Source organism: Acinetobacter sp. YH12023, from assembly GCF_013420135.1.
Lineage (GTDB): Bacteria > Pseudomonadota > Gammaproteobacteria > Pseudomonadales > Moraxellaceae > Acinetobacter > Acinetobacter amyesii.
The window spans coordinates 227655-246260 of sequence record NZ_VOYU01000003.1; the positions used below are offsets into that span (position 1 = coordinate 227655).

The window sequence follows — 18606 nt, forward strand, 5'->3', positions numbered from 1 at the left end:
AGATTGACAGTCCCCTATGAGGCATATACATATTTATTCATTACTTATGTATTTTGCATAGTATACTGCTCCTGCTTTGTCGCCCCCATATGGCTGAGTTTATTGGAAAATATGAACAAAACTTTTTCGACCACATTATGCTTTAAATCCCTTTCTGTACTGGCTTTATCCATTGGCTTGGCTGCCTGTGGTAATGGTTCATGGTGGAGCAAAGATGAACCCACTATGGAAGCAGAACAGATTAAAAAAGCCATTCCACCTCGCGTGAATGAACGTCTGTCATGGGCCAATGATATCTACGACATTAGTGATCAGCTCGGTATTCCGACCACGAAAGAAAATGTCTGTACGATTGTTGCTGTGGTCGATCAAGAGTCCAATTTTGTTGCTGATCCGCATGTGCCGGGGCTCGGTGAAAAAGCCGTTAAAGAAGTTCAAGATCGTCTTGAAGAAAAGTTTAAAGATAAATTGGGTGATGGCATCGGTGGTACAGTCGCTGGCTATTTCCAAGATGTGTTAAAAAATCAGCCGAGCCCAGAAGATAACTATCTCAGCCAAATGCGCCGTGTTCAAACTGAACGTGAGCTAGACGAGCTATATCGTGAAATTTTTGACTATATGTCTAAACATTATCACGTGAGTGCATTAACAGGCGCGGCGAAACTGGTTGGACAAGATATTGGTGAAAAGCTCAACCCAATTACTACTTTGGGTTCGATGCAAGTCCATATAGGCTATGCCAAAGACCACAAACGCCAAGGTGGAAATATTGCCGCACTACGCACAGACATGTATAGCCAATATGGCGGTTTGTATTATGGCATCCACCGTTTAATGATGTATCCGGCTGAATATGACAAACCGATTTATCGTTTTGCAGATTATAACTCGGGTCGTTATTCGAGTCGTAATGCGGCATTCCAAAGCATGTTGAATGACTTGACCCCTGCTGAGCTCGGCTTAGATGGTGACCTCTTACTTTATAATAAAGATGGTTCTCCACGTTCTGCAAAAAGCCAGTCTGAAACCGCGTTGATTGCCGTTTTTGCAGAAAACAATGTGATCGCGACGCCACGTCAAATTCGTTCAGATCTTAAAAAAGAAAAAGATCAGGACTTTGAAGATACTTTGACGTATAAAGCGGTCAAAAAGTTGTACCAAGAAAAGACCGGAAAAGAACCATTTTATGCCATGATGCCTGAAGTCGTAATTTCTGGGCCGAAATTAAGCCGTGATTACAATACCAATTGGTTTGCCACACGAGTCGATGGACGTTATCAAACATGCATGCGCCGCATCAAAAACCTAAAACTTTAGCCTTATTTGATTTTGACGGAACCCTGTGTAATAAAGACAGTTTTACAGGGTTCATCTTCTATTCCCTGCCTAAACGGCATATCGTGCGCCAAGGGATTAAAATTCTCCCTTGGATTCAAGGTTATTATCTCAAGCTATATCCTGCACATGCAATGCGTCCTCGCCTATATGCCGCAATGTTTAGCCAAGCCAATCATGAGCAGGTTTTAAATCAAGCAGCGCAATATGCTGAACATTTGATGGCAGAACTCAATCCTTCACTGTATGAACAATTACAGCAACACCAAAAACGCGGTCATGAAGTCGTATTGGTTTCTGCATCCGTCGATTTATATCTTAAACCTGTGGCCAAAAAGCTCGGGGTCAAACTGATTTGTACCGAAACAGCAGCCAATAACCAAAAACTGACTGGTTTGTATCAAACCTTAGACTGTAGTGGTGAGCAAAAGAAAATTCGCGTTTTGGAGCAATTTAACCTTCAAGACTATGAGCATGTTTATGCCTATGGAAATAGCGATGAAGACCTCGCTATGTTTGAATTGGCCACCCACCATTTCATGAATGGAAAGGATAAACGCCTACCTGAACTCGACTAAAGTCGAGTGATTTAGTTTGGTTTATTAATCAAAGTTAACAATCACAAACTTAAATTTAAGTCGCTCTAATATATGATTAAATTTTGAAAATTCTGCTTTTATTTTGACTTTATAGTGTGCTATTTTTCTCATTAATTAGAAATAATGCGGTCAAATATTAAAAGCGGGAAAAGAATATGAATCAATTCAATCCACCGAAATATGTCAAAGGCCTCCATATTAAATTTGGCGAAAATCCATTTGTACTCCTTGCTCAATTTGCCTTCTCAGCCACTCGCCAGATGTGGACGAAAGAAGAAATTGAATTGGTCATTCGTATGGCTAAAAAAGGAAATTATATGAATTTGATTAAGATCCTCAAATTACATATCAAAAATTGAAATAAATATTTTCCCCAAAGTTAATATAAAAAAGCCATGCAATTGCATGGCTTTTTTTCCCGTAAATTTAGTGTAGCGTTTATTACTTTTTAAATGGAAACGCATATTTCACAATACGTTTTAGTACACTGCCGTACTGTTTCACTAAACTTGCGTTGTTATAGTTCAAACCATATTTTTCACATACGGCCTGTACTTTTGGCGCCATTTTACGATAACGACGCGCAGGAACATCTGGGTATAGATGGTGTTCGATCTGATGGCTTAAATGCCCTGTCAAAATATGAAATGCTTCTGAACCGGTAAGGTTTGAAGAACCACGAATTTGGCGCATGTACCAATGTCCACGACTTTCATTTTCAAGTACTTTTTTCGGGAAAACTTCAACATCTTTGGTGAAGTGACCACAGAAAATAATACTAAACGTCCAAATATTACGAAGACCATTTGCCACTAGGTTCCCTGTAAGCACCGGTAATGCTGCAGGCCCTGCAATAAGCGGGAAGAACACATAGTCTTTAAATAATTGCTTGCCGATTTTGGCTTGCATTGGCTTCCATTCTTCTTTGGTCTGCTGTTTTGTTTTGCGACCTTTAAAGTATTTACCCAATTCAAGGTTTTGAATGGCAACACCCCATTGGAACAATAAGCAAAATGGAATACTATAAATCGGTTGTAATAGATAGCCCGGCTTCCAACGCTGTTCTGGGAACAAACGAACGAGACCATAACCAATATCATCATCCATACCTTTAATGTTGGTATAGGTATGATGTTTAAAATTGTGAGTTTGGCGCCAGTTATCTGCAGTACCCACAATATCCCATTCATAAGTCTGACCATTGAATTTAGGATCATTCATCCAGTCATATTGACCATGCATGACATTATGACCTAATTCCATGTTTTCCATGATTTTGGCAAAACCTAAAAGACCTGTGCCTAAAATCCATGCTGGCGGAAACCAACCTGCAAACAATAATGCACGACCTGCCATAGATGAATATCGAATAGTCGAATACACACGACGAATGTATTTCGCATCCTTTTCACCTAAGTCATCTAAAACTTCTTGCTTAATCGCGTCAAGCTCACGCGCAAGTTCATCTAATTGCGATTGGGTTAACTCACGGTTTTTAGGATTTTTAAAATATTCAATTTTTACAGGCATGTTCATATTTTTTCTACCTTATAAATCAATAACGAGATCTGACTGTGCTGAGTTCACACAAATTTTGAGTAAATTACCCGGTTCTGTATTTTGGCTACCATTGACCATATTTTTAGTCGAACCTTCAACTTTGTTGCAGGCACATTTATTACAAATGCCCATACGGCAACCGTGATTTGGTTTGATATTTTGCTGTTCAAGACTGGCTAAAATTGATTGGCCTTTTGGGATACTGACGGTTTTATTGGATTGTGTAAGCGTGACATTCACAAAGCCAATGTCGTCCGTTGCAATTGGGCTCATGCTAAATGCTTCACTCATAAAGCATTGTGCATGATCAAATAACGCTTCGGCCTGAGTGACGAAACCCGATGGACCACATGCAAACACAGTACTGTGCTCAATGTCGTCAATTTGAGCAGCGTGAGCGGCATTTAATCGTGGATCTGCAACTTCTTCCTGGGTAAAGAAAATTTGAAATTTAAAGTTTGGATATTGATTTGCCAAAGCTTCGAAGCGTAATTTGAATGCGGCATCATCGTGATACTTAACCCAGTACATTAACTGAATTGGTTGCTCCGCAATTTGCTTAGTTTTGCTCATCGCTTTCAACAAACTTAACATTGGCGTAATACCACTACCCGCAGCCAATAGTAGCAACGGCGCAGAATTTGACACCAAAGTCATATCACCAAAAGGCTGACCAAATTCTAAGATATCACCCACTTGCGCTTGTTCTACGAGCCATGTACTCACAATACCCGTATTCACTTTTTTTACGCTAAGTAATACGTGTTGATCATCCAACTGAGTCAAACTATAAGTACGTTCGTAACGGATACCATTTACGCAAGCAAAAACAGGATGATGCTGACCAGCTTCGCCAATTTTAAATAAACGGTTCACCTGTATGGTTAGGCTAACCATCTCATTTGCTGCATTTTCTTTTTGTACAATTTTGCCGAGAGCCTGATTACCAGACCATAACGGATTAAATTTCTGCAACCAGAAATTTACCGCATTGACGTCTACAACACTGTCTTTGAGTGCGTTTAAAGGCTTTTTCGCTTTTTCGAGTACATGCATAATCAAATACAACTCATGGGAGGTTTTTGATTATTATACACATGTATATATATTTGTATATACGATTGTACATTTAATCGACATTTTCACAAAAGCTATTAGCAGACGCTATAATATGTTAATGTTTTTAATCTATTAAAAAATATGACTCAGTCTGCACAGACGAATATGGTTAACATGTACCAGGAAGAATTACATTCTGAAGCTGAAACTCCACTTGCAGTTCGCACTGTAGGCCGTAAAGCAACGATTACCAAGGAAGAACTGTTTCAGGCAGCGCTTAATTTAATTGGTCCACAAAAAAGTATTTCATCACTGAGTTTGCGTGAAGTTGCACGTGAAGCTGGCATTGCTCCAAATAGTTTTTATCGTCACTTCAAAGATATTGATGAATTAGCCATTGAGTTGATTGATCGAGCTGGTGGTGTGTTACGTCAAATTTTGCATGAAGCACGCCTTCAGGCATCACGCCAAAGCAGTATTATTCGTAGTTCAGTTGAAGTATTTATTCAGCAGCTAGATGCCGATGAAGGCAACTTAAGCCTTTTACTTCGTGAAGGCTATACTGGTTCGCATTCCTATAAAAATGCAGTTGAGCGTCAACTTAACTATTTCCAACAAGAATTAAGAGAAGATTTAATCGTCCTAGAACGTTTAAATCAAAGCAAGTTGGCTCATCCTGACATCGTGGCACGTGGTATTACCCAATTGGTGTTTAACATGGGTGCAAAAGTCATTGATCTACCGACAGAACAACGCAAAGAAGTTGCCGAACAAACCATGATTATGATTCGTATGATCCTGGAAGGCGCTCGCCATTTAGACGAAGCACAGATTCGCTAAAAATTAACAGTCAAAAAAAGGAGACGTTCAGGTCTCCTTTTTTATGAGCAAAATTTATTTTTCTAATGCTGTAAGTACTGCATGACGTGTAGCGCTGTCTGTTTCGGCTGCTCAAGTGGAAACATGTGCCCACCTTCAACTACACTATAATCTATACCATAGGTTTTCTTCATTCCGTCAGGCAAACCTTGTTTATAAAAATGGCTGTTATCTGCGGTGATAAGGTGTACAGGCATTTGAGAGGCTTTCCGTGGAGTACGCCACCACCATGCAGGCACTGTACGGAAAATTTGCGCTTCCACGGCTTTTGGAATGCTGAGGGTCACGCCACCGCGTTTTTCATCAGCTTGAATGCCTTGTGCGATGTAATCTTCAAAACACTGCGCATCAAAACTTTTAAATAAACGATTATTCCGTAGTGCCGTATATGCTTCATCCAAATTTGACCAATGATCATTGCGCTTCAGTGTAATTGCTGCAGGGGTAATTTTATCGACAGCTTTGAGCTTTAATTTTTGCATGCCCTCAAAAATGGCGGACTTAGGGCCGATTACGAAAGGTGGATCCATAATAATCAGTTGTGAAAACAGGTCTGGACGTTTATAAGCCGCCATAAGGGTGACTAAAGAGCCAAAAGAATGCCCAAGCCCAATCACTTTTTGTTTTGGAAATTGGTGCTCGATATCTGCTATGACTTGATCGACCAAATATCGCCAATCTTTGGTGATCGGATAGCGCTCATCCATACCAATAAGTGGAATCACCTTCACATCAAATTGCGGTGCAAAGTAGGATAAAAACTTTCGATAACTTGCAGCAGGAATACCATTGGCATGGGTAAAATGGATCGCGCTTTTCATCTAGAACTCATCTAATCAGCTGATGATGACCCATCATAAAGAGATCTATACGATTTAAACAGGACTCTACGATTTAAACAGGACTCAATGAGTTTATCTATATGACCCCAAAGTCAGTTTGCAGATTATTTTTGTGAACCGACCATTGATTGATTCGGTAAAAATGTTGCGCCACAAGTGGTTTTATCTCCAGCAACCACAACACCTCGCCCCTTTACCGTTGTACTTTGATCTGCCGCGATCGCAGCCACAGTCGAATTACATTTCGGGCAATAATGTTTCATGCCGTTTAAATGCACCGCAATACCATTAATCACAAATGAAGGTTCACATTCTGAAACCACACCACCGTGTGACGTTTTACTACCTAAGGTAATTAAGGATTTCATATTTTTATTTTCTTCTAACGAACTGCTGAAATTTGAAGCATTTTAACGGAACTACCCACAACTCGCTAGCATCGACGTATAAATTTAACCAAGCCAAAACTTTACTTAACTAAAGCATTAAAACACGACCTTAAGGCAGTTCGTGAACAATCATTTGATTATGATGCTATCGCTATATGTCCTAATACATTTAATCATTTCACTTCCATAATTCAATTGATATCAACAACGACAGTTTATAAATCTTGTATATTGGGTATAGCAATGAGCATGAAGCGTAGCGCCCTATATTAACAATTTCATATTTAACTGAGCTACGAATCAAAAAATGTTGCATTTCTACGACATGATTAACCTTAGAACGTTCTTAGACTAAACACATTATCCAAAACCATTTTTAGAAAATTTTAGATTCCAAACGTAGCACCATTTCATTTTATAACGCAGATAAATAAAGCATAACCATTCTATTTTCAGGAGTTTTATGATTTTAATAAATGACTTTGATTTAACCCAACCGCAAAAAGTCATCGTGTTAGACCATACACTAGATGACTCAAACCTGTTAACTGAAGTACTCACCTTGTGTAGGACCACAGACCCAGAGCTGATCGTGGCGGAAAGCAAAGAGGCTGATTTAGTTCTACGCTTATTACCTGAAATACATGATTATTGTGGTGCCATTGCCTTAAAACAGCCGCTATGCAATGACATCAACTTTGATTTACTTATTGCTCATTATGCAACACGCAGCCAAGCAGACCGCTGTACGATCCAAATTCAGTTAGCAAAAAATCATCCAAAGTGTACAAAGCTCGATGGCATATTTTATATGTTGGATGAACACGAAGATTTTGATCAAGTTCTAGAGTTACTGAAAAATAGCTACTTTTTTATGCCGATGTCGACAATTTAGATTAAAAATAAACAATACAAAACTTAGATTTAGCGTAAATCTGTCGTGATTAATTTTACAGTTATAATTTTAGCCATAAAAAAAGCACCCTAAGGTGCTTTTTTAATATTCTTAGCTTATGGCTTAACCACTACCATAATTTGAATCGCTTCTGGTGTAACCGCCAGACCATCAAGCAGTGTTAAACCTTCTTTTTGCAGTTTTTGTAAACGTGCAATTTCGTCTTCACGAATACTTGGGTTGAACTGCTTCAAATAAGTCAAACGGTCAATTTCATACTGCCATTTGCTACCATAGATTTCTTTGGCTTGTTGTTTAAAGCCCGGTAATGCGCCACGTGCAATTTCCAGCGCTTGCGTATAACGCTGTTCAATGACATCACGACGTGCCTTAACCACTTGGCGGCAACTGTTACCATCAAGATGATGTAAATAAGGACGTAAAATTTCAGGTGCAATTTTTTGCGATAAATCCTGACCTTTTTCGCTCAGTAATACACGAACCAACTGTTGTGGCAAACTTGACGGCAAATTCAATGCTTTCGGTGCAACGACATCGACTTTAAACCACACTTCCATTAACACAGAACCTTGTGGTAAAGCCGCTGATTTCAATACAGCAACGTTGGTACTACCAAAGCCTTGCGTATTAATCATTTCCATCACACTTTCAGTGAATGGATGCTCAAGTGTTAGATACTGAGCATCTTCACGAATCTGTGCTTGGTCACGATAAAACGTCGCCGTCATGCCTTCTTCGTCCAAAGTTAGACCTTGAACTTGCATTTGATCCGTTGGCTTGATGATCACGGTACCATTACTTTGCTCATCAAAATCAATGTTTGTAGACGCCATGAAGCGCTTCATAAACATTGGCAAGGTTGTATTGTCGTCGTAGTCTTCAAGTGCAGTCACAATTTCTTGCGCTACAATTGGACGGCAAGAGTTGTACTCAAGTAAACGGTCACGACCTTCTTGAAGTTCAGCTTCAAGTGCTTCACGTTGTACACTCACCGCTTCGAGCAAATCTTCAAACTCTTGGCCTTTATCTGCCAACAAACAATCTTTCAGATTGACGATAAAGTTTTCTTGGAGAGTTTGCGCTGTCGGGGAGATATTACAGAAAATATTTAATGCTTCGTTATACCAACGGAACATACGCTCTTGAGCAGTACCAACCAGATAAGGCACATGAATTTGAATACGATTTTCTTGACCAATACGGTCTAAACGACCAATACGTTGTTCAAGTACATCTGGGTTTGCAGGCAAGTCAAACAAAACTAAGTCCGATGCAAACTGGAAGTTACGACCTTCAGAACCAATTTCTGAACATAGTAAAATCTGCGCACCGTATGACTCTTCAGCAAAGTAAGCTGCTGCTTGGTCACGCTCTAACAGGCTCATGCCTTCATGGAACATCGCTGTACGGATACCCGCATGCAAACGAAGTACATTTTCTAAAGACTCAACCACTGGACCACTACGTGCAATTAATAACACTTTTTTGTGTTTCAGGTCTGTACGCAGACGTTCCATCAACCACATCACACGTGGGTCAGTTTCCATCCACGAGCCATCAAGCTGCGCTTCTTCAGGCCACATTTGTTCACGTAGCTTGCCATCTTTAGACCAGTTTTCTGGTGCAGGTAATGGTGCAGGCTGACAGTCACGCCCCGGGAAGCCTTGAATCGCTTCACGAGTATTACGGAATAAAATACGGCCTGTACCATGACGGTCTAATAATTCGTGAATGGCACGGAAGCGTTGTTCTGGCTCGTCAGTAATTCGATGACCTAATAGGCTTTCAATCGCTGCCAAATGCCCTTCTTCGAGTGGTAGATCAGACATCAGCACTTCAGCAATTTTAGCTGTTTGGTGATACTGCTCTTCTTCATCCAAGAAACGATCAAGCGAACTAAAACGTTGTGGATCAAGTAAACGTAAACGCGCAAAGTGACTTTCCACACCTAATTGTTCAGGCGTTGCTGTTAATAACAAGACACCCGGCGTTTTTTCAGCAAGTTCTTCAACAAGGTCATAACGGTCATTGCCGCCTTCTTCTTCTGACCACATTAAATGATGGGCTTCATCGACCACGAGCAAATCAAAACCAGCTTCAAGGGCTTGTTCTCGCAAGTCATCATGGTCGATCATCAAATCGACACTCGCAATGATGCATTGTTCTGTTAAGAATGGGTTGAGATCTGGATCGTGTTCTTTAATCGATGCTGTACGTGTCAGATCAAATAATGAGAACTCAAGATTGAAACGACGGCGCATTTCAATCATCCATTGATATTGCAATGAATCAGGTACTAAGACCAAGATACGTTCTGAACGACCCGTTTTGAGTTGCTGATGAATAATCAGACCTGCTTCGATGGTTTTACCCAGACCAACTTCGTCAGCAAGTAATACACGTGGAGCAAAACGTTTACCAACCTCATGCGCAATATACAGTTGGTGTGGAATGAGACCCACACGTGAACCTACCAAGCCACGTAGAGGGCTAGACTTCATATTGGCTTGAAGAAGCAGTGCTTCGATACGCAGGTCATACCATTCTTTATAGTCCACTTGGCTTGCAAGCAAACGATCTAATGGTTTTGCTAACTGAATACTTGCACCAATACGTGTTTCATTTAGTGCTTTACGCTCTTCTGTGCCATCGGCAAGTTTACGTACCGCGTTATAACGAACCACGCCACCACGGTCTTCAAGAGATTCGACAATCCAAATTTGACCTTCTTGGTCTTGGACTTCGTCATTTACATTGAAAACAATACGAGATAAAGGTGCATTGTGACGGGCATAGACACGAGTTTCATCACTTTTTGGGAATAAAATGCTGACCGATCGCTCATCAACATCAATAAGAACACCTAAACCCAGTTCCGTTTCTGTATCTGATAACCAACGTTGACCAATAGCAAACTGCTGCAATTTTTCCACCTTTTTCTCAAGTTCGGTCTGAAAATATTATGCTCAAACTGTGAACGTTATTTGAGCAAAAATCTAGACCATAAAGCAATATATTTTGACATAAAGCCCACTAAATAGTGAGCAGAATTCTTAGGGATTTAAATGATTTTCCTAAAATGGGACAGGACAGTGAAATTCCACTGTTTGCTCTGTTTCAGGATGGTTAAAACTTAAACGCTCAGCATGTAAACATAAGCGCGGCATCAGCTTCTGTTGCTCAGGTGTTGCATACAAAGTATCACCAACAATAGGATGACCTAAATATTGCATATGAACACGAAGCTGATGGGATCGACCGGTAATAGGAGTTAACACTACACGTGTTACGGCTTGACCCTGAATCTCAAAATGTTCAGTGGCTTTCCAATGCGTAAGTGCAGGCTTATTATGTGCAGGATCGGCAATATGCAGTGGCGGATGTTCTGGGTCATACACTACGGGTACATCAACAGTACCTTCACCTTCGAGCGTACCCGCAACCAATGCCTGATATGTTTTTGAAGTTTGACGTTCTTGGAACTGGCGTGAAATTCGATTTTGCCCTTGACGGGTTAATGCAAAAACCAAAATACCTGAAGTATCACGATCCAAACGATGGATGAGCAAGGTATTCGGTTCAATTTTTAATAATCGATTGATAACACAGTCTTGTAAATCTGCTGTTTTTCCCGGAACTGTGAGTAAACCTGCTGGTTTATGGATCACCATAAAGTCAGTGTCACGATGTATCAGGTGTTCGGTTAGAAAATTACTCAAAGTTCAATCCAGTTCTGATCTCGAAAAACAAGGCGGCAATAATAAAAAGCTTAGCCAACAATTACAATGCACAAAGGCATATTTCCCGACGTATTTTCCGATTTAGAACAAAAATAATTCCAATTGGCTTTGTTTAGTCTGTACTGAGCAATTTTTCTAGCAATGCTTTTAGACTTGCATCATCTAAAAAGTCTTCATAACGAATGTTTGCACCATTGGCACGCCACAACCCAATTAAGCTGACCATGGCAACGGAATCGAGTCCATAACTGCGTAAATCGGTTAAGGGATCTATTTCCAATGCGTCCATATCTAACTGCTCTGCAATAGCCAATAATATGCCTTTGGCTGACAAAACGAATTCAGTTGGTGCTGACAGATTCCAAAGCCGCATCAAATTATAACTACTCATATGATGAATCCCTTGGCCTGACATGGAGTCCACCCACTGAATATGCTGTTCCTGATTATTCAGCACAATTGCGTCATCAACGATACAGATTTGCTCTGTTACGCTATATAGATGCGGCAAGATCTGTTTCAGCATAGGCGTGATTTGCCCTGCAAAGATGAGCTGCGGGTGTGTTGTTGCATATTCACCGAGCTGCTGCATGCCTTGAAGTAAATCATCGCCATATAAGTCGACAATCGGAATCTCTAAGGCTTTGGCTTTATTGGTCAGTTGGATCAAATTTTCCATCAACTGCGTATCTTGTATGCCCTGCTGCAAGCGTAAATTTTGTAAGCCAACCAGTACCAATACCGACTGTGTTGAAGACAGCTGCCATTTTGCTTGAGATGGTGAAAATTGGATTTTTTTTGGCATGGGATAAAGCATACAGACTCGGTACATAACTCAAGTTGGAACAATTGATATGCTAACGCAGAATCATATCTGAAGGTGACTTTCGGCTACTGATGATTTACTTTTTGGTCAACTTTAAACTTATATATTTTTTTAATTCTATTAAGTTTATTAGATAAACCTAAGTTTTGGTTTTATTCAAATTGGGATAAAAAATAATCTTGTAAATATTCAAGTGACTTACCCTCATACAGCAAAGAAAAATCACCATCGTGCTCTTCTAAACTTGAGCTGCCATCAATAACACCCAATACATTACTAATTGAATCAATCATTACTTGTCGTAAGATTGAAAAAAAAATTCTCTTATGTTCGTCTGGCAAATTATTAAAAAAACTTATTGCATCAATAAAATAAGGATCTTTTATTTCTGATGGTGAGTAGTCTATGAACAATCCTTTATAAATTTCTAGGTTTTCGTTAATAATTCCTTTTTTGAGCAGATGAGCTAATTCTTTTGAGTCCATAGCTTTCCATTCATTTTAATTTGTATAACGTCCATTCTTTTTTAAATGAGCATAAAAAATTTTCAAATATAGATATTTTTCTTCAAATATCATTTTTTTATTTTATGATAATTTCTTTAATATTCTTTTCATCCCCAAACAATATTCGAGATACATCAATACTCATAATTGTAAAATATATGTATCGCTGCAGCTCATCCCTAATATACGCATCAAGAATTACATTATTTAATGTAATTCCTAAATCAGTATATTACATAGCATATAAAACTAGCACTGATAGTACCCTAATAAACCCTGATACTTCAAACGACAAGATTTGCTGGACAAGTTTCTTAAATGTTAATACTGACAAGAGCAGTACTCCTGTCACCTTATCGTATTTATTTTTGTGGTTCGACGGTAGGTGCCGCCAATGGTGGTGACATCGGATGTGCCGAAGGTTCACCGCCTGCAACACGAGATAGAGGCAGCCACTGTGCAAGTATTGGATTGGTTCGGTCAAATAGTGGCGTTAACTCTAACTCAGAAGGTAACAATTCACTCAAAGAGCTCATGCTTTCAAGTTTAGCCAAAGCCTTGATGCTATCCTCAGCCGCATTACCTGTATCCACTTTGGCAGCCACGGTCACAATACTGACTTGCTTTTCATCTTGATTAAACATCAGCCAAGCACTGGACAAACCTTGCGCCTTCGCTTGCTCTCGCAAAGTCGGCCAAACCTCTTTTAGCAGCTGATCTAACTGATCATGCTGTGTCGAAAACCGCTCAAAACGAACAACATGATGCGATGTTGCTAAGGATTTAAAATCATGCGCACCAGCAACACGCCAAATATATCGCTGTACATTCAAGAAAAATGGGCGGCTCCAAAACTTTACATTCGGCTCAAATTCCAATTCTTCACTGGTGAAACGCTCATAATCTTTTACATTTTCCCAAGTATCAAATAAGTAGCGTCCACCAGTCCAAAGCGCACCACTAAAACGGTCAAAACCAAGTGGCATATATTTGTGGCGCATGCCCGGGCGCACATCCATGCTGCGACGTTCAATTTCCTGCATATTCACTAAATCATGCATCTTGATTTCACTTGCAACCGGGAAGTCTGAAGTAAACGCTGCTTCTGCCTGAATCGGGCCTGTTTCGTAGTTGAGAATCGCCATATGTATCTCCGATATTCGTTGTGGAGTTGTATAAATAATTGCTCTCAGCCAGTGCTGAATCAGCTGTTAAACCCACTTTATCGAAAATAAATTCTTGAAAAAGATCTTCAAATTTAATTTACTTATTACATCATGTAATTAATAAGCAGAAATATTATGTTGCGTCACTATGATGATCTGCAAATCGGCAGTCTTGAATTATTCTGTTTAACCGTGGAAAAGAAAAGTTTCTCTGCTGCAGCAATTGCAGCAGGCATTTCTCCTGCCGCAGTCAGTAGAGCGATATCACGCATAGAAGCAAAATTTGGGGTAAAGCTATTTGTCCGCACTACACGCCAACTTAAAATTACCGATGCTGGGCAGCATTATTATTATTTTTGCAAACAAGCCCTGAATAGCCTACTCGAAGGTGAAATGCAAATCAGCGGTGAACAGGAACACCCCATCGGCTTACTGAAAATTAGCGTACCTACAGCTTATGCACATTATCGACTGCTGCCTAAAATGGCTAAATTTGCCGAGCTGTTTCCACACATCAAGCTCGAGATTCATGTCAGCAACCATAATGTAAATTTAGTAACTGATGATTATGATATTGCGATTCGCGGTAATGAGTTAACCGACTCTGGCTTAATTGCACGAAAACTTGAAGATGCTGCATTATGCATTGTTGCTACACCTGAATATTTGAAAAGGCACCCTGCACCTATAAACATCGAAGACTTACAGCATCACGAATGTATTTTGTTTGAATTGCCGAGTTCAGGTAAGTCTGGACCGTGGTCACTCATGGATGCAGGCAAAAAAATTATGGTTGATGTGCAAGGAAAAATTACCTGTAAAGATGATTATCTCTCGACCTTAATCTTAGCTAAATCAGGTGCGGGACTGATGCAGGTCTACCGCTTTTCAGTGGAGCAAGAATTACAAAGCGGCGCGTTGGTGGAAGTTCTCAAATCTTATAGCCAAACAACTCGGCCTTTTTATTTACTCTATCCAAAGTCTAACTATCAGTCTTCTAAACTCAAAGCATTTATTAATTTCATGCTGAATGCTTCGGCTCAATCTTAGAAAATTTCGATTTAATGCTATGGGCGAAGTTCCTAGACATTTAAATCAAAATAAAAAAAAGCCCAACATATCGATTGGGCTGAATTATCTATTTCACTCAAGATCATGCTTAGTCTTACTGTGCTAAAAACTTCTCTATCGCCTGCTGTGCAATTCCTGCATCCTGAAATGACTTCACACCAGACACACCCATTGCACCCACCAATTGCCCCTCATACAAAATCGGCTCACCACCTTCCAGCATACCGTTAAACGTCTGCATAGTTAAGAAACCCATCTGTCCGCCTTTTATCAAGTCTTCAAACAATTTAGATGGGCGCTTACTGATGGCTGAACATTTGGCTTTTTCTAAGCATAGATTTGCTGTCATTGGCGATGCACCATCCATTCGTTTCATCGCTAATAAATTGCCTGTCTCATCCGTAACCGCAATGCTGACATTAAAGCCATTTTCGACTGCATAAGCATGTGCTGTGTTTAGTAAAAATTCTGCATCTGCCAAAGTTAAATAATGCTTGGTTTTCATTTAAAAATCCTTTTCTTAAAAAGCTGAACTTAAAACAACAAAAAAGCCCACAGCAGGCTGCGGGCTTTATTCTAAAGCAGAATTTACCGATTTAAATGAAAATTACTTCATTTCAGCAAAAACTTCTTTCGCCATTTCAATGGTAAATGCAATATCTTCATCGCTATGCGCGCTTGAGAAGAAACCTGCTTCAAACGCAGAAGGCGCTAAGTTTACACCGCGCTGTAACATGCCGTGGAAGAAGGTACGGAAAGCATCTACATCACATTTCAAAATTGAATCAAAACCTGTGATTTCAGTTTGATCTGTAAAGTAAATACCAAACATACCACCTACTTGCTGAGTAAAGAACGGAATGCCCGCTTCGTCTGCAGCAGCTTGTAAGCCTGCAAGCAAACCTGATAATTTTTCAGTCAAAGTTTCATAGAAGCCCGGCTGACGCAAATGTTTAAACATCTCAATACCGGCACGCATAGCCAATGGGTTACCAGACAATGTACCTGCTTGATAAACTTTGCCAAGAGGTGCAATGCATTCCATCACTTCACGCTTGCCGCCAAATGCACCCACAGGCAGGCCAGCACCAATGATCTTGCCTAAAGTAGTCAAGTCAGGCGTTACGCCATAATGCGCTTGCGCACCGCCAAGACCGACACGGAAACCTGTCATCACTTCATCAATGATGAAAACAGAACCATGCTCGTCACAGACATCACGGATCGCTTGCAAGAAACCGTCAATTGGTTTCACCAAGTTCATGTTGCCTGCAACTGGCTCGACAATCACACCTGCAATTTCTGAACCGAATTTTGCAAAGCATTCTTTCAGCATCGCAATATCGTTGTACGGCAGGGTTAAAGTGTGTTTGGCGAAATCAGCAGGAACACCTGCAGAAGTCGCTTCGCCTTCACCTTTAGTGAGTAAGCCTGAACCCGCTTTAACCAAGAGTGAATCTGAGTGACCGTGGTAGCAACCTTCAAATTTTACAATCTTGTCACGGCCGGTATAGCCACGAGCAAGACGAATGGCTGTCATAGTCGCTTCAGTCCCTGAATTAGTCATACGAACCAATTCAATAGACGGCATAATTTCGCAAATAATATCCGCCAAAGTCGTTTCATGAACGGTTGGCGCACCAAAACTTAAACCATCAACAGCCGCTTCTTGAACCGCTTTAATAATGTCGGGCTGCGCATGACCTAAAATCATTGGGCCCCAAGAGCCGACATAGTCGACATAGCGTTTTCCGTCTACGTCATAGAGATATGCGCCTTGCGCTTTTTCGATAAATACCGGTGTACCGCCTACACCATTAAATGCGCGTACAGGAGAGTTTACGCCGCCAGGAATATGCTTGCTGGCTTGTTTAAATAATTGTTCTTGCTTAGCAGATAAGCTCATAAAAATTCTCTACTTATTCAATCTAAAAAATAAAATTAAGCTTGTTCAGCAAAAAGCTCAGACCATTCATAAACACGACTGCTTACAGCAGACATTGAACGACCTAATACATCACTAATCACAGCACAAAGATCAGCACCCGCTTCAATCACTTCAGCAGAATTTTCTACAGTTAAACCACCAATTGCACAAATAGGTACATTTAGTTTCGCTTTGGCTTGTTTTAGCGTTTCTAAGCCAATATTGCCTGCTTCAGGCTTAGTTTCAGTCGCAAAAATGGCGCCAAAAGCCACATAGTGTGCACCGTCTGCAATCGCCTGCTCAGCCAGTTCTAAAGAATTATTACAGCTTCGACCGATCAAAACATTTTTAGGTAAACGTGCTACAGCTTCAGCAATTGAACCGTCATCTTGCCCTAAATGTACACCCACACCATATTGAACTGCAGTTTCTAAATCGTCATTAATAACAAAAGGCACTTTGTATTGATTACACATATTTTTCATGTATTCAATTTCATAAGCCTGATCTTCCTTTGCCACTTTTTTACGGCGATATTGCAAAACAGCAACTTCATAAGTTGCCATCGCGCCTTCGAGTTTGGCTAAAAGCAATTCGATAGGATCATCATTGGTAATGAGGTATAAACCACGCATAGTTCAATCACAACTTAAAACTTTTGAATATTATAACGATTAGGTCTATGAAATGTTGCTTGGGGCATAAAATTTTAATGCTTTGCCGCTGAGAAAGTTATATTCCTTTTCACAGGACTGCTTATATAAATGTTTAATTGAATTTTCTGTAGAAAATGGCAAAAAATACCTATTTTCAGGTATAGAACAAAACTGATACAAATTATTTAATACTGCAACAGAAGAACACAAAACGCAGCGCATAAAAACACAACACTTTATAAAAATAATAATGAGTAACCTATTAGACTTTTTGGTGCTTGGTAAGAAACGTTTTGGGGAGCGTTCAGAGCATCAAAAAGTCTAGCCTATTTTTTTTGTGAACATTTTTGTGGTTAAATCTTTCAAACAATAGACCTTTTCTAAGGCCATAAAAAAAGCCTAGAGAAGGTCACTCTAGGCTTGGAAAACTGGGGTTTATCGTCTATTTATCTTTCAGATAAACAGTGAATAAACAATATGAACATTATTAGACTAATCACTCTAAACTTACAAGTCATTTACTCAAAAAACTACACCAAAATCAATAAAAATTAAACGTTTGATTAATAAATAATTAACTATCAATCTTATCTAAATTACGGTCTTTTAAGCTTAAGTTCCCCTTCACAATATCAGAAAGCATGCGCCAATCGGAAATAAAGCTGTATAAAGGCTGCTTGAAACTTGCCGGCTTATTTTTTTCAAAGAAAAAATGTCCGACCCATGCACAGGCATAACCTGAAACCAGACCATAAGCAAAATACTTTGGTTGTTTTTTTAAAATTGCTTTCGTGAAGAAATAGAGTCCTATACTGCTGCCTGTGGCATGTAAACGTCGGCTCATGATATTTCGATGTTCAGTCAAATAAAATCGATAAAATTGCGAGTAGTCACGAATAGGTAACTGAAATTCGGGCTTTAAATCTCGATTAAACTTGGGTTGTACTTGTGAATTCATGTTGTGCTCATCCTGAACTTATTTTAACCAACATAGCTCAAAACTCGCCCATTTTAAAGGCGTAAAATTTTATTTTGCTCCCATGTAACTCGAGCAATAGTAAATTATACAATTGATGGAATATCCATCTTTTAAAACTTATCTTAGTCCAAAATCAGAGTTTTCAAATCCGTCAAG

General features: G+C 39.7%; 19 protein-coding genes. 6 read left to right on the forward strand and 13 right to left on the reverse strand.

What is annotated here, in order from left to right; genetic code table 11:
- Positions 1–111: 111 nt before the first annotated feature.
- The 3 genes from FTT92_RS04085 (at position 112) to FTT92_RS04095 (ending at position 2293) form a co-directional block, all read left to right on the forward strand.
- Positions 112–1317 (forward strand): DUF1615 domain-containing protein, encoded by a 1206-nt coding sequence (locus FTT92_RS04085; protein ID WP_180003816.1) that lies wholly within the window; start codon positions 112–114, stop codon positions 1315–1317.
- Positions 1284–1913 carry an HAD-IB family hydrolase gene (locus FTT92_RS04090; RefSeq protein ID WP_180171505.1) on the forward strand — a complete coding sequence of 210 codons (630 nt, stop codon included), beginning with the start codon at positions 1284–1286 and terminating at the stop codon, positions 1911–1913. Before FTT92_RS04085 ends, FTT92_RS04090 begins: the two co-directional genes overlap by 34 nt.
- Positions 1914–2089: 176 nt before the next feature.
- Positions 2090–2293: a hypothetical protein gene (locus FTT92_RS04095; RefSeq protein ID WP_180003812.1), complete on the forward strand. Its 204-nt coding sequence runs from the start codon at positions 2090–2092 to the stop codon at positions 2291–2293.
- 82 nt (positions 2294–2375) lie between these two features.
- Here the strand turns inward: FTT92_RS04095 and FTT92_RS04100 are convergent, their stop codons facing one another.
- Positions 2376–3470: an acyl-CoA desaturase gene (locus tag FTT92_RS04100; protein ID WP_078193588.1), complete on the reverse strand. Its 1095-nt coding sequence runs from the start codon at positions 3468–3470 to the stop codon at positions 2376–2378.
- A 12-nt stretch (positions 3471–3482) separates the two neighbouring features.
- The gene (locus tag FTT92_RS04105) at positions 3483–4550 is read right to left on the reverse strand and encodes a ferredoxin reductase (protein ID WP_180171506.1); all 1068 of its coding nucleotides are present in this window, start codon (positions 4548–4550) and stop codon (positions 3483–3485) included.
- Positions 4551–4718: 168 nt separating this feature from the next.
- On the opposite strand from FTT92_RS04105, the gene fabR reads away from it, so the two are divergent.
- Positions 4719–5393: an HTH-type transcriptional repressor FabR gene (fabR, locus tag FTT92_RS04110; protein WP_372491111.1), complete on the forward strand. Its 675-nt coding sequence runs from the start codon at positions 4719–4721 to the stop codon at positions 5391–5393.
- Between the two features lie 62 nt (positions 5394–5455).
- Here the strand turns inward: fabR and FTT92_RS04115 are convergent, their stop codons facing one another.
- Together FTT92_RS04115 and FTT92_RS04120 are read right to left on the reverse strand one after the other, a co-directional pair.
- A complete protein-coding gene (locus FTT92_RS04115; RefSeq protein ID WP_180171507.1) occupies positions 5456–6253 on the reverse strand; it encodes an alpha/beta fold hydrolase in 798 nt (265 codons plus the stop codon).
- Positions 6254–6378: 125 nt separating this feature from the next.
- Positions 6379–6642, reverse strand: coding sequence for a PAAR domain-containing protein (locus FTT92_RS04120; protein ID WP_078193592.1), 264 nt, complete (start codon positions 6640–6642; stop codon positions 6379–6381).
- A gap of 484 nt (positions 6643–7126) precedes the next feature.
- Here FTT92_RS04120 and FTT92_RS04125 point away from each other — a divergent pair, with 484 nt between their 5' ends.
- Positions 7127–7558, forward strand: a complete 432-nt coding sequence (locus FTT92_RS04125) for a hypothetical protein (RefSeq protein ID WP_180171508.1) — start codon at positions 7127–7129, stop codon at positions 7556–7558.
- Between the two features lie 116 nt (positions 7559–7674).
- Here FTT92_RS04125 and rapA read toward each other — a convergent pair whose 3' ends face one another.
- The 5 genes from rapA to FTT92_RS04150 all read right to left on the reverse strand — a co-directional run bounded on the left by rapA (position 7675) and on the right by FTT92_RS04150 (position 13796).
- Positions 7675–10512, reverse strand: coding sequence for an RNA polymerase-associated protein RapA (gene rapA, locus FTT92_RS04130; RefSeq protein ID WP_180023849.1), 2838 nt, complete (start codon positions 10510–10512; stop codon positions 7675–7677).
- Positions 10513–10653: 141 nt separating this feature from the next.
- Complete coding sequence (locus FTT92_RS04135) at positions 10654–11298, reverse strand: RluA family pseudouridine synthase (RefSeq protein WP_180034745.1); 645 nt, start codon at positions 11296–11298, stop codon at positions 10654–10656.
- Between the two features lie 133 nt (positions 11299–11431).
- Positions 11432–12136, reverse strand: a complete 705-nt coding sequence (locus FTT92_RS04140; RefSeq protein ID WP_180171509.1) for a phosphopantetheine-binding protein — start codon at positions 12134–12136, stop codon at positions 11432–11434.
- A 161-nt stretch (positions 12137–12297) separates the two neighbouring features.
- The gene (locus FTT92_RS04145) at positions 12298–12630 is read right to left on the reverse strand and encodes a hypothetical protein (protein ID WP_180171510.1); all 333 of its coding nucleotides are present in this window, start codon (positions 12628–12630) and stop codon (positions 12298–12300) included.
- Between the two features lie 383 nt (positions 12631–13013).
- On the reverse strand, positions 13014–13796 hold the full coding sequence (locus tag FTT92_RS04150) for a hypothetical protein (protein ID WP_180115216.1): 783 nt from the start codon (positions 13794–13796) through the stop codon (positions 13014–13016).
- Between the two features lie 156 nt (positions 13797–13952).
- Here FTT92_RS04150 and FTT92_RS04155 point away from each other — a divergent pair, with 156 nt between their 5' ends.
- Positions 13953–14867, forward strand: coding sequence for a LysR family transcriptional regulator (locus FTT92_RS04155; RefSeq protein WP_180084262.1), 915 nt, complete (start codon positions 13953–13955; stop codon positions 14865–14867).
- Positions 14868–14982: 115 nt separating this feature from the next.
- On the opposite strand, the gene FTT92_RS04160 is transcribed toward FTT92_RS04155, so the two are convergent.
- The 4 genes from FTT92_RS04160 to FTT92_RS04175 all read right to left on the reverse strand — a co-directional run bounded on the left by FTT92_RS04160 (position 14983) and on the right by FTT92_RS04175 (position 18429).
- Complete coding sequence (locus FTT92_RS04160; RefSeq protein ID WP_180084261.1) at positions 14983–15393, reverse strand: heme-binding protein; 411 nt, start codon at positions 15391–15393, stop codon at positions 14983–14985.
- A 102-nt stretch (positions 15394–15495) separates the two neighbouring features.
- Positions 15496–16794: a glutamate-1-semialdehyde 2,1-aminomutase gene (gene hemL, locus FTT92_RS04165; RefSeq protein ID WP_180171511.1), complete on the reverse strand. Its 1299-nt coding sequence runs from the start codon at positions 16792–16794 to the stop codon at positions 15496–15498.
- 35 nt (positions 16795–16829) lie between these two features.
- Positions 16830–17450 carry a thiamine phosphate synthase gene (thiE, locus tag FTT92_RS04170; protein ID WP_180171512.1) on the reverse strand — a complete coding sequence of 207 codons (621 nt, stop codon included), beginning with the start codon at positions 17448–17450 and terminating at the stop codon, positions 16830–16832.
- Between the two features lie 595 nt (positions 17451–18045).
- Positions 18046–18429 (reverse strand): DUF962 domain-containing protein, encoded by a 384-nt coding sequence (locus FTT92_RS04175; protein ID WP_180171513.1) that lies wholly within the window; start codon positions 18427–18429, stop codon positions 18046–18048.
- Positions 18430–18606: the final 177 nt, after the last annotated feature.

Coding starts and splice junctions, on each gene's coding strand:
- FTT92_RS04085 (WP_180003816.1), top strand. CDS start 112: ATGAACAAAACTTTTTCGACCACATTATGCTTTAAATCCCTTTCTGTA.
- FTT92_RS04090 (WP_180171505.1), top strand. CDS start 1,284: ATGCATGCGCCGCATCAAAAACCTAAAACTTTAGCCTTATTTGATTTT.
- FTT92_RS04095 (WP_180003812.1), top strand. CDS start 2,090: ATGAATCAATTCAATCCACCGAAATATGTCAAAGGCCTCCATATTAAA.
- FTT92_RS04100 (WP_078193588.1), bottom strand. CDS start 3,470: ATGAACATGCCTGTAAAAATTGAATATTTTAAAAATCCTAAAAACCGT.
- FTT92_RS04105 (WP_180171506.1), bottom strand. CDS start 4,550: ATGCATGTACTCGAAAAAGCGAAAAAGCCTTTAAACGCACTCAAAGAC.
- fabR (WP_372491111.1), top strand. CDS start 4,719: ATGGTTAACATGTACCAGGAAGAATTACATTCTGAAGCTGAAACTCCA.
- FTT92_RS04115 (WP_180171507.1), bottom strand. CDS start 6,253: ATGAAAAGCGCGATCCATTTTACCCATGCCAATGGTATTCCTGCTGCA.
- FTT92_RS04120 (WP_078193592.1), bottom strand. CDS start 6,642: ATGAAATCCTTAATTACCTTAGGTAGTAAAACGTCACACGGTGGTGTG.
- FTT92_RS04125 (WP_180171508.1), top strand. CDS start 7,127: ATGATTTTAATAAATGACTTTGATTTAACCCAACCGCAAAAAGTCATC.
- FTT92_RS04140 (WP_180171509.1), bottom strand. CDS start 12,136: ATGCTTTATCCCATGCCAAAAAAAATCCAATTTTCACCATCTCAAGCA.
- FTT92_RS04145 (WP_180171510.1), bottom strand. CDS start 12,630: ATGGACTCAAAAGAATTAGCTCATCTGCTCAAAAAAGGAATTATTAAC.
- FTT92_RS04150 (WP_180115216.1), bottom strand. CDS start 13,796: ATGGCGATTCTCAACTACGAAACAGGCCCGATTCAGGCAGAAGCAGCG.
- FTT92_RS04155 (WP_180084262.1), top strand. CDS start 13,953: ATGTTGCGTCACTATGATGATCTGCAAATCGGCAGTCTTGAATTATTC.
- FTT92_RS04160 (WP_180084261.1), bottom strand. CDS start 15,393: ATGAAAACCAAGCATTATTTAACTTTGGCAGATGCAGAATTTTTACTA.
- hemL (WP_180171511.1), bottom strand. CDS start 16,794: ATGAGCTTATCTGCTAAGCAAGAACAATTATTTAAACAAGCCAGCAAG.
- thiE (WP_180171512.1), bottom strand. CDS start 17,450: ATGCGTGGTTTATACCTCATTACCAATGATGATCCTATCGAATTGCTT.
- FTT92_RS04175 (WP_180171513.1), bottom strand. CDS start 18,429: ATGAATTCACAAGTACAACCCAAGTTTAATCGAGATTTAAAGCCCGAA.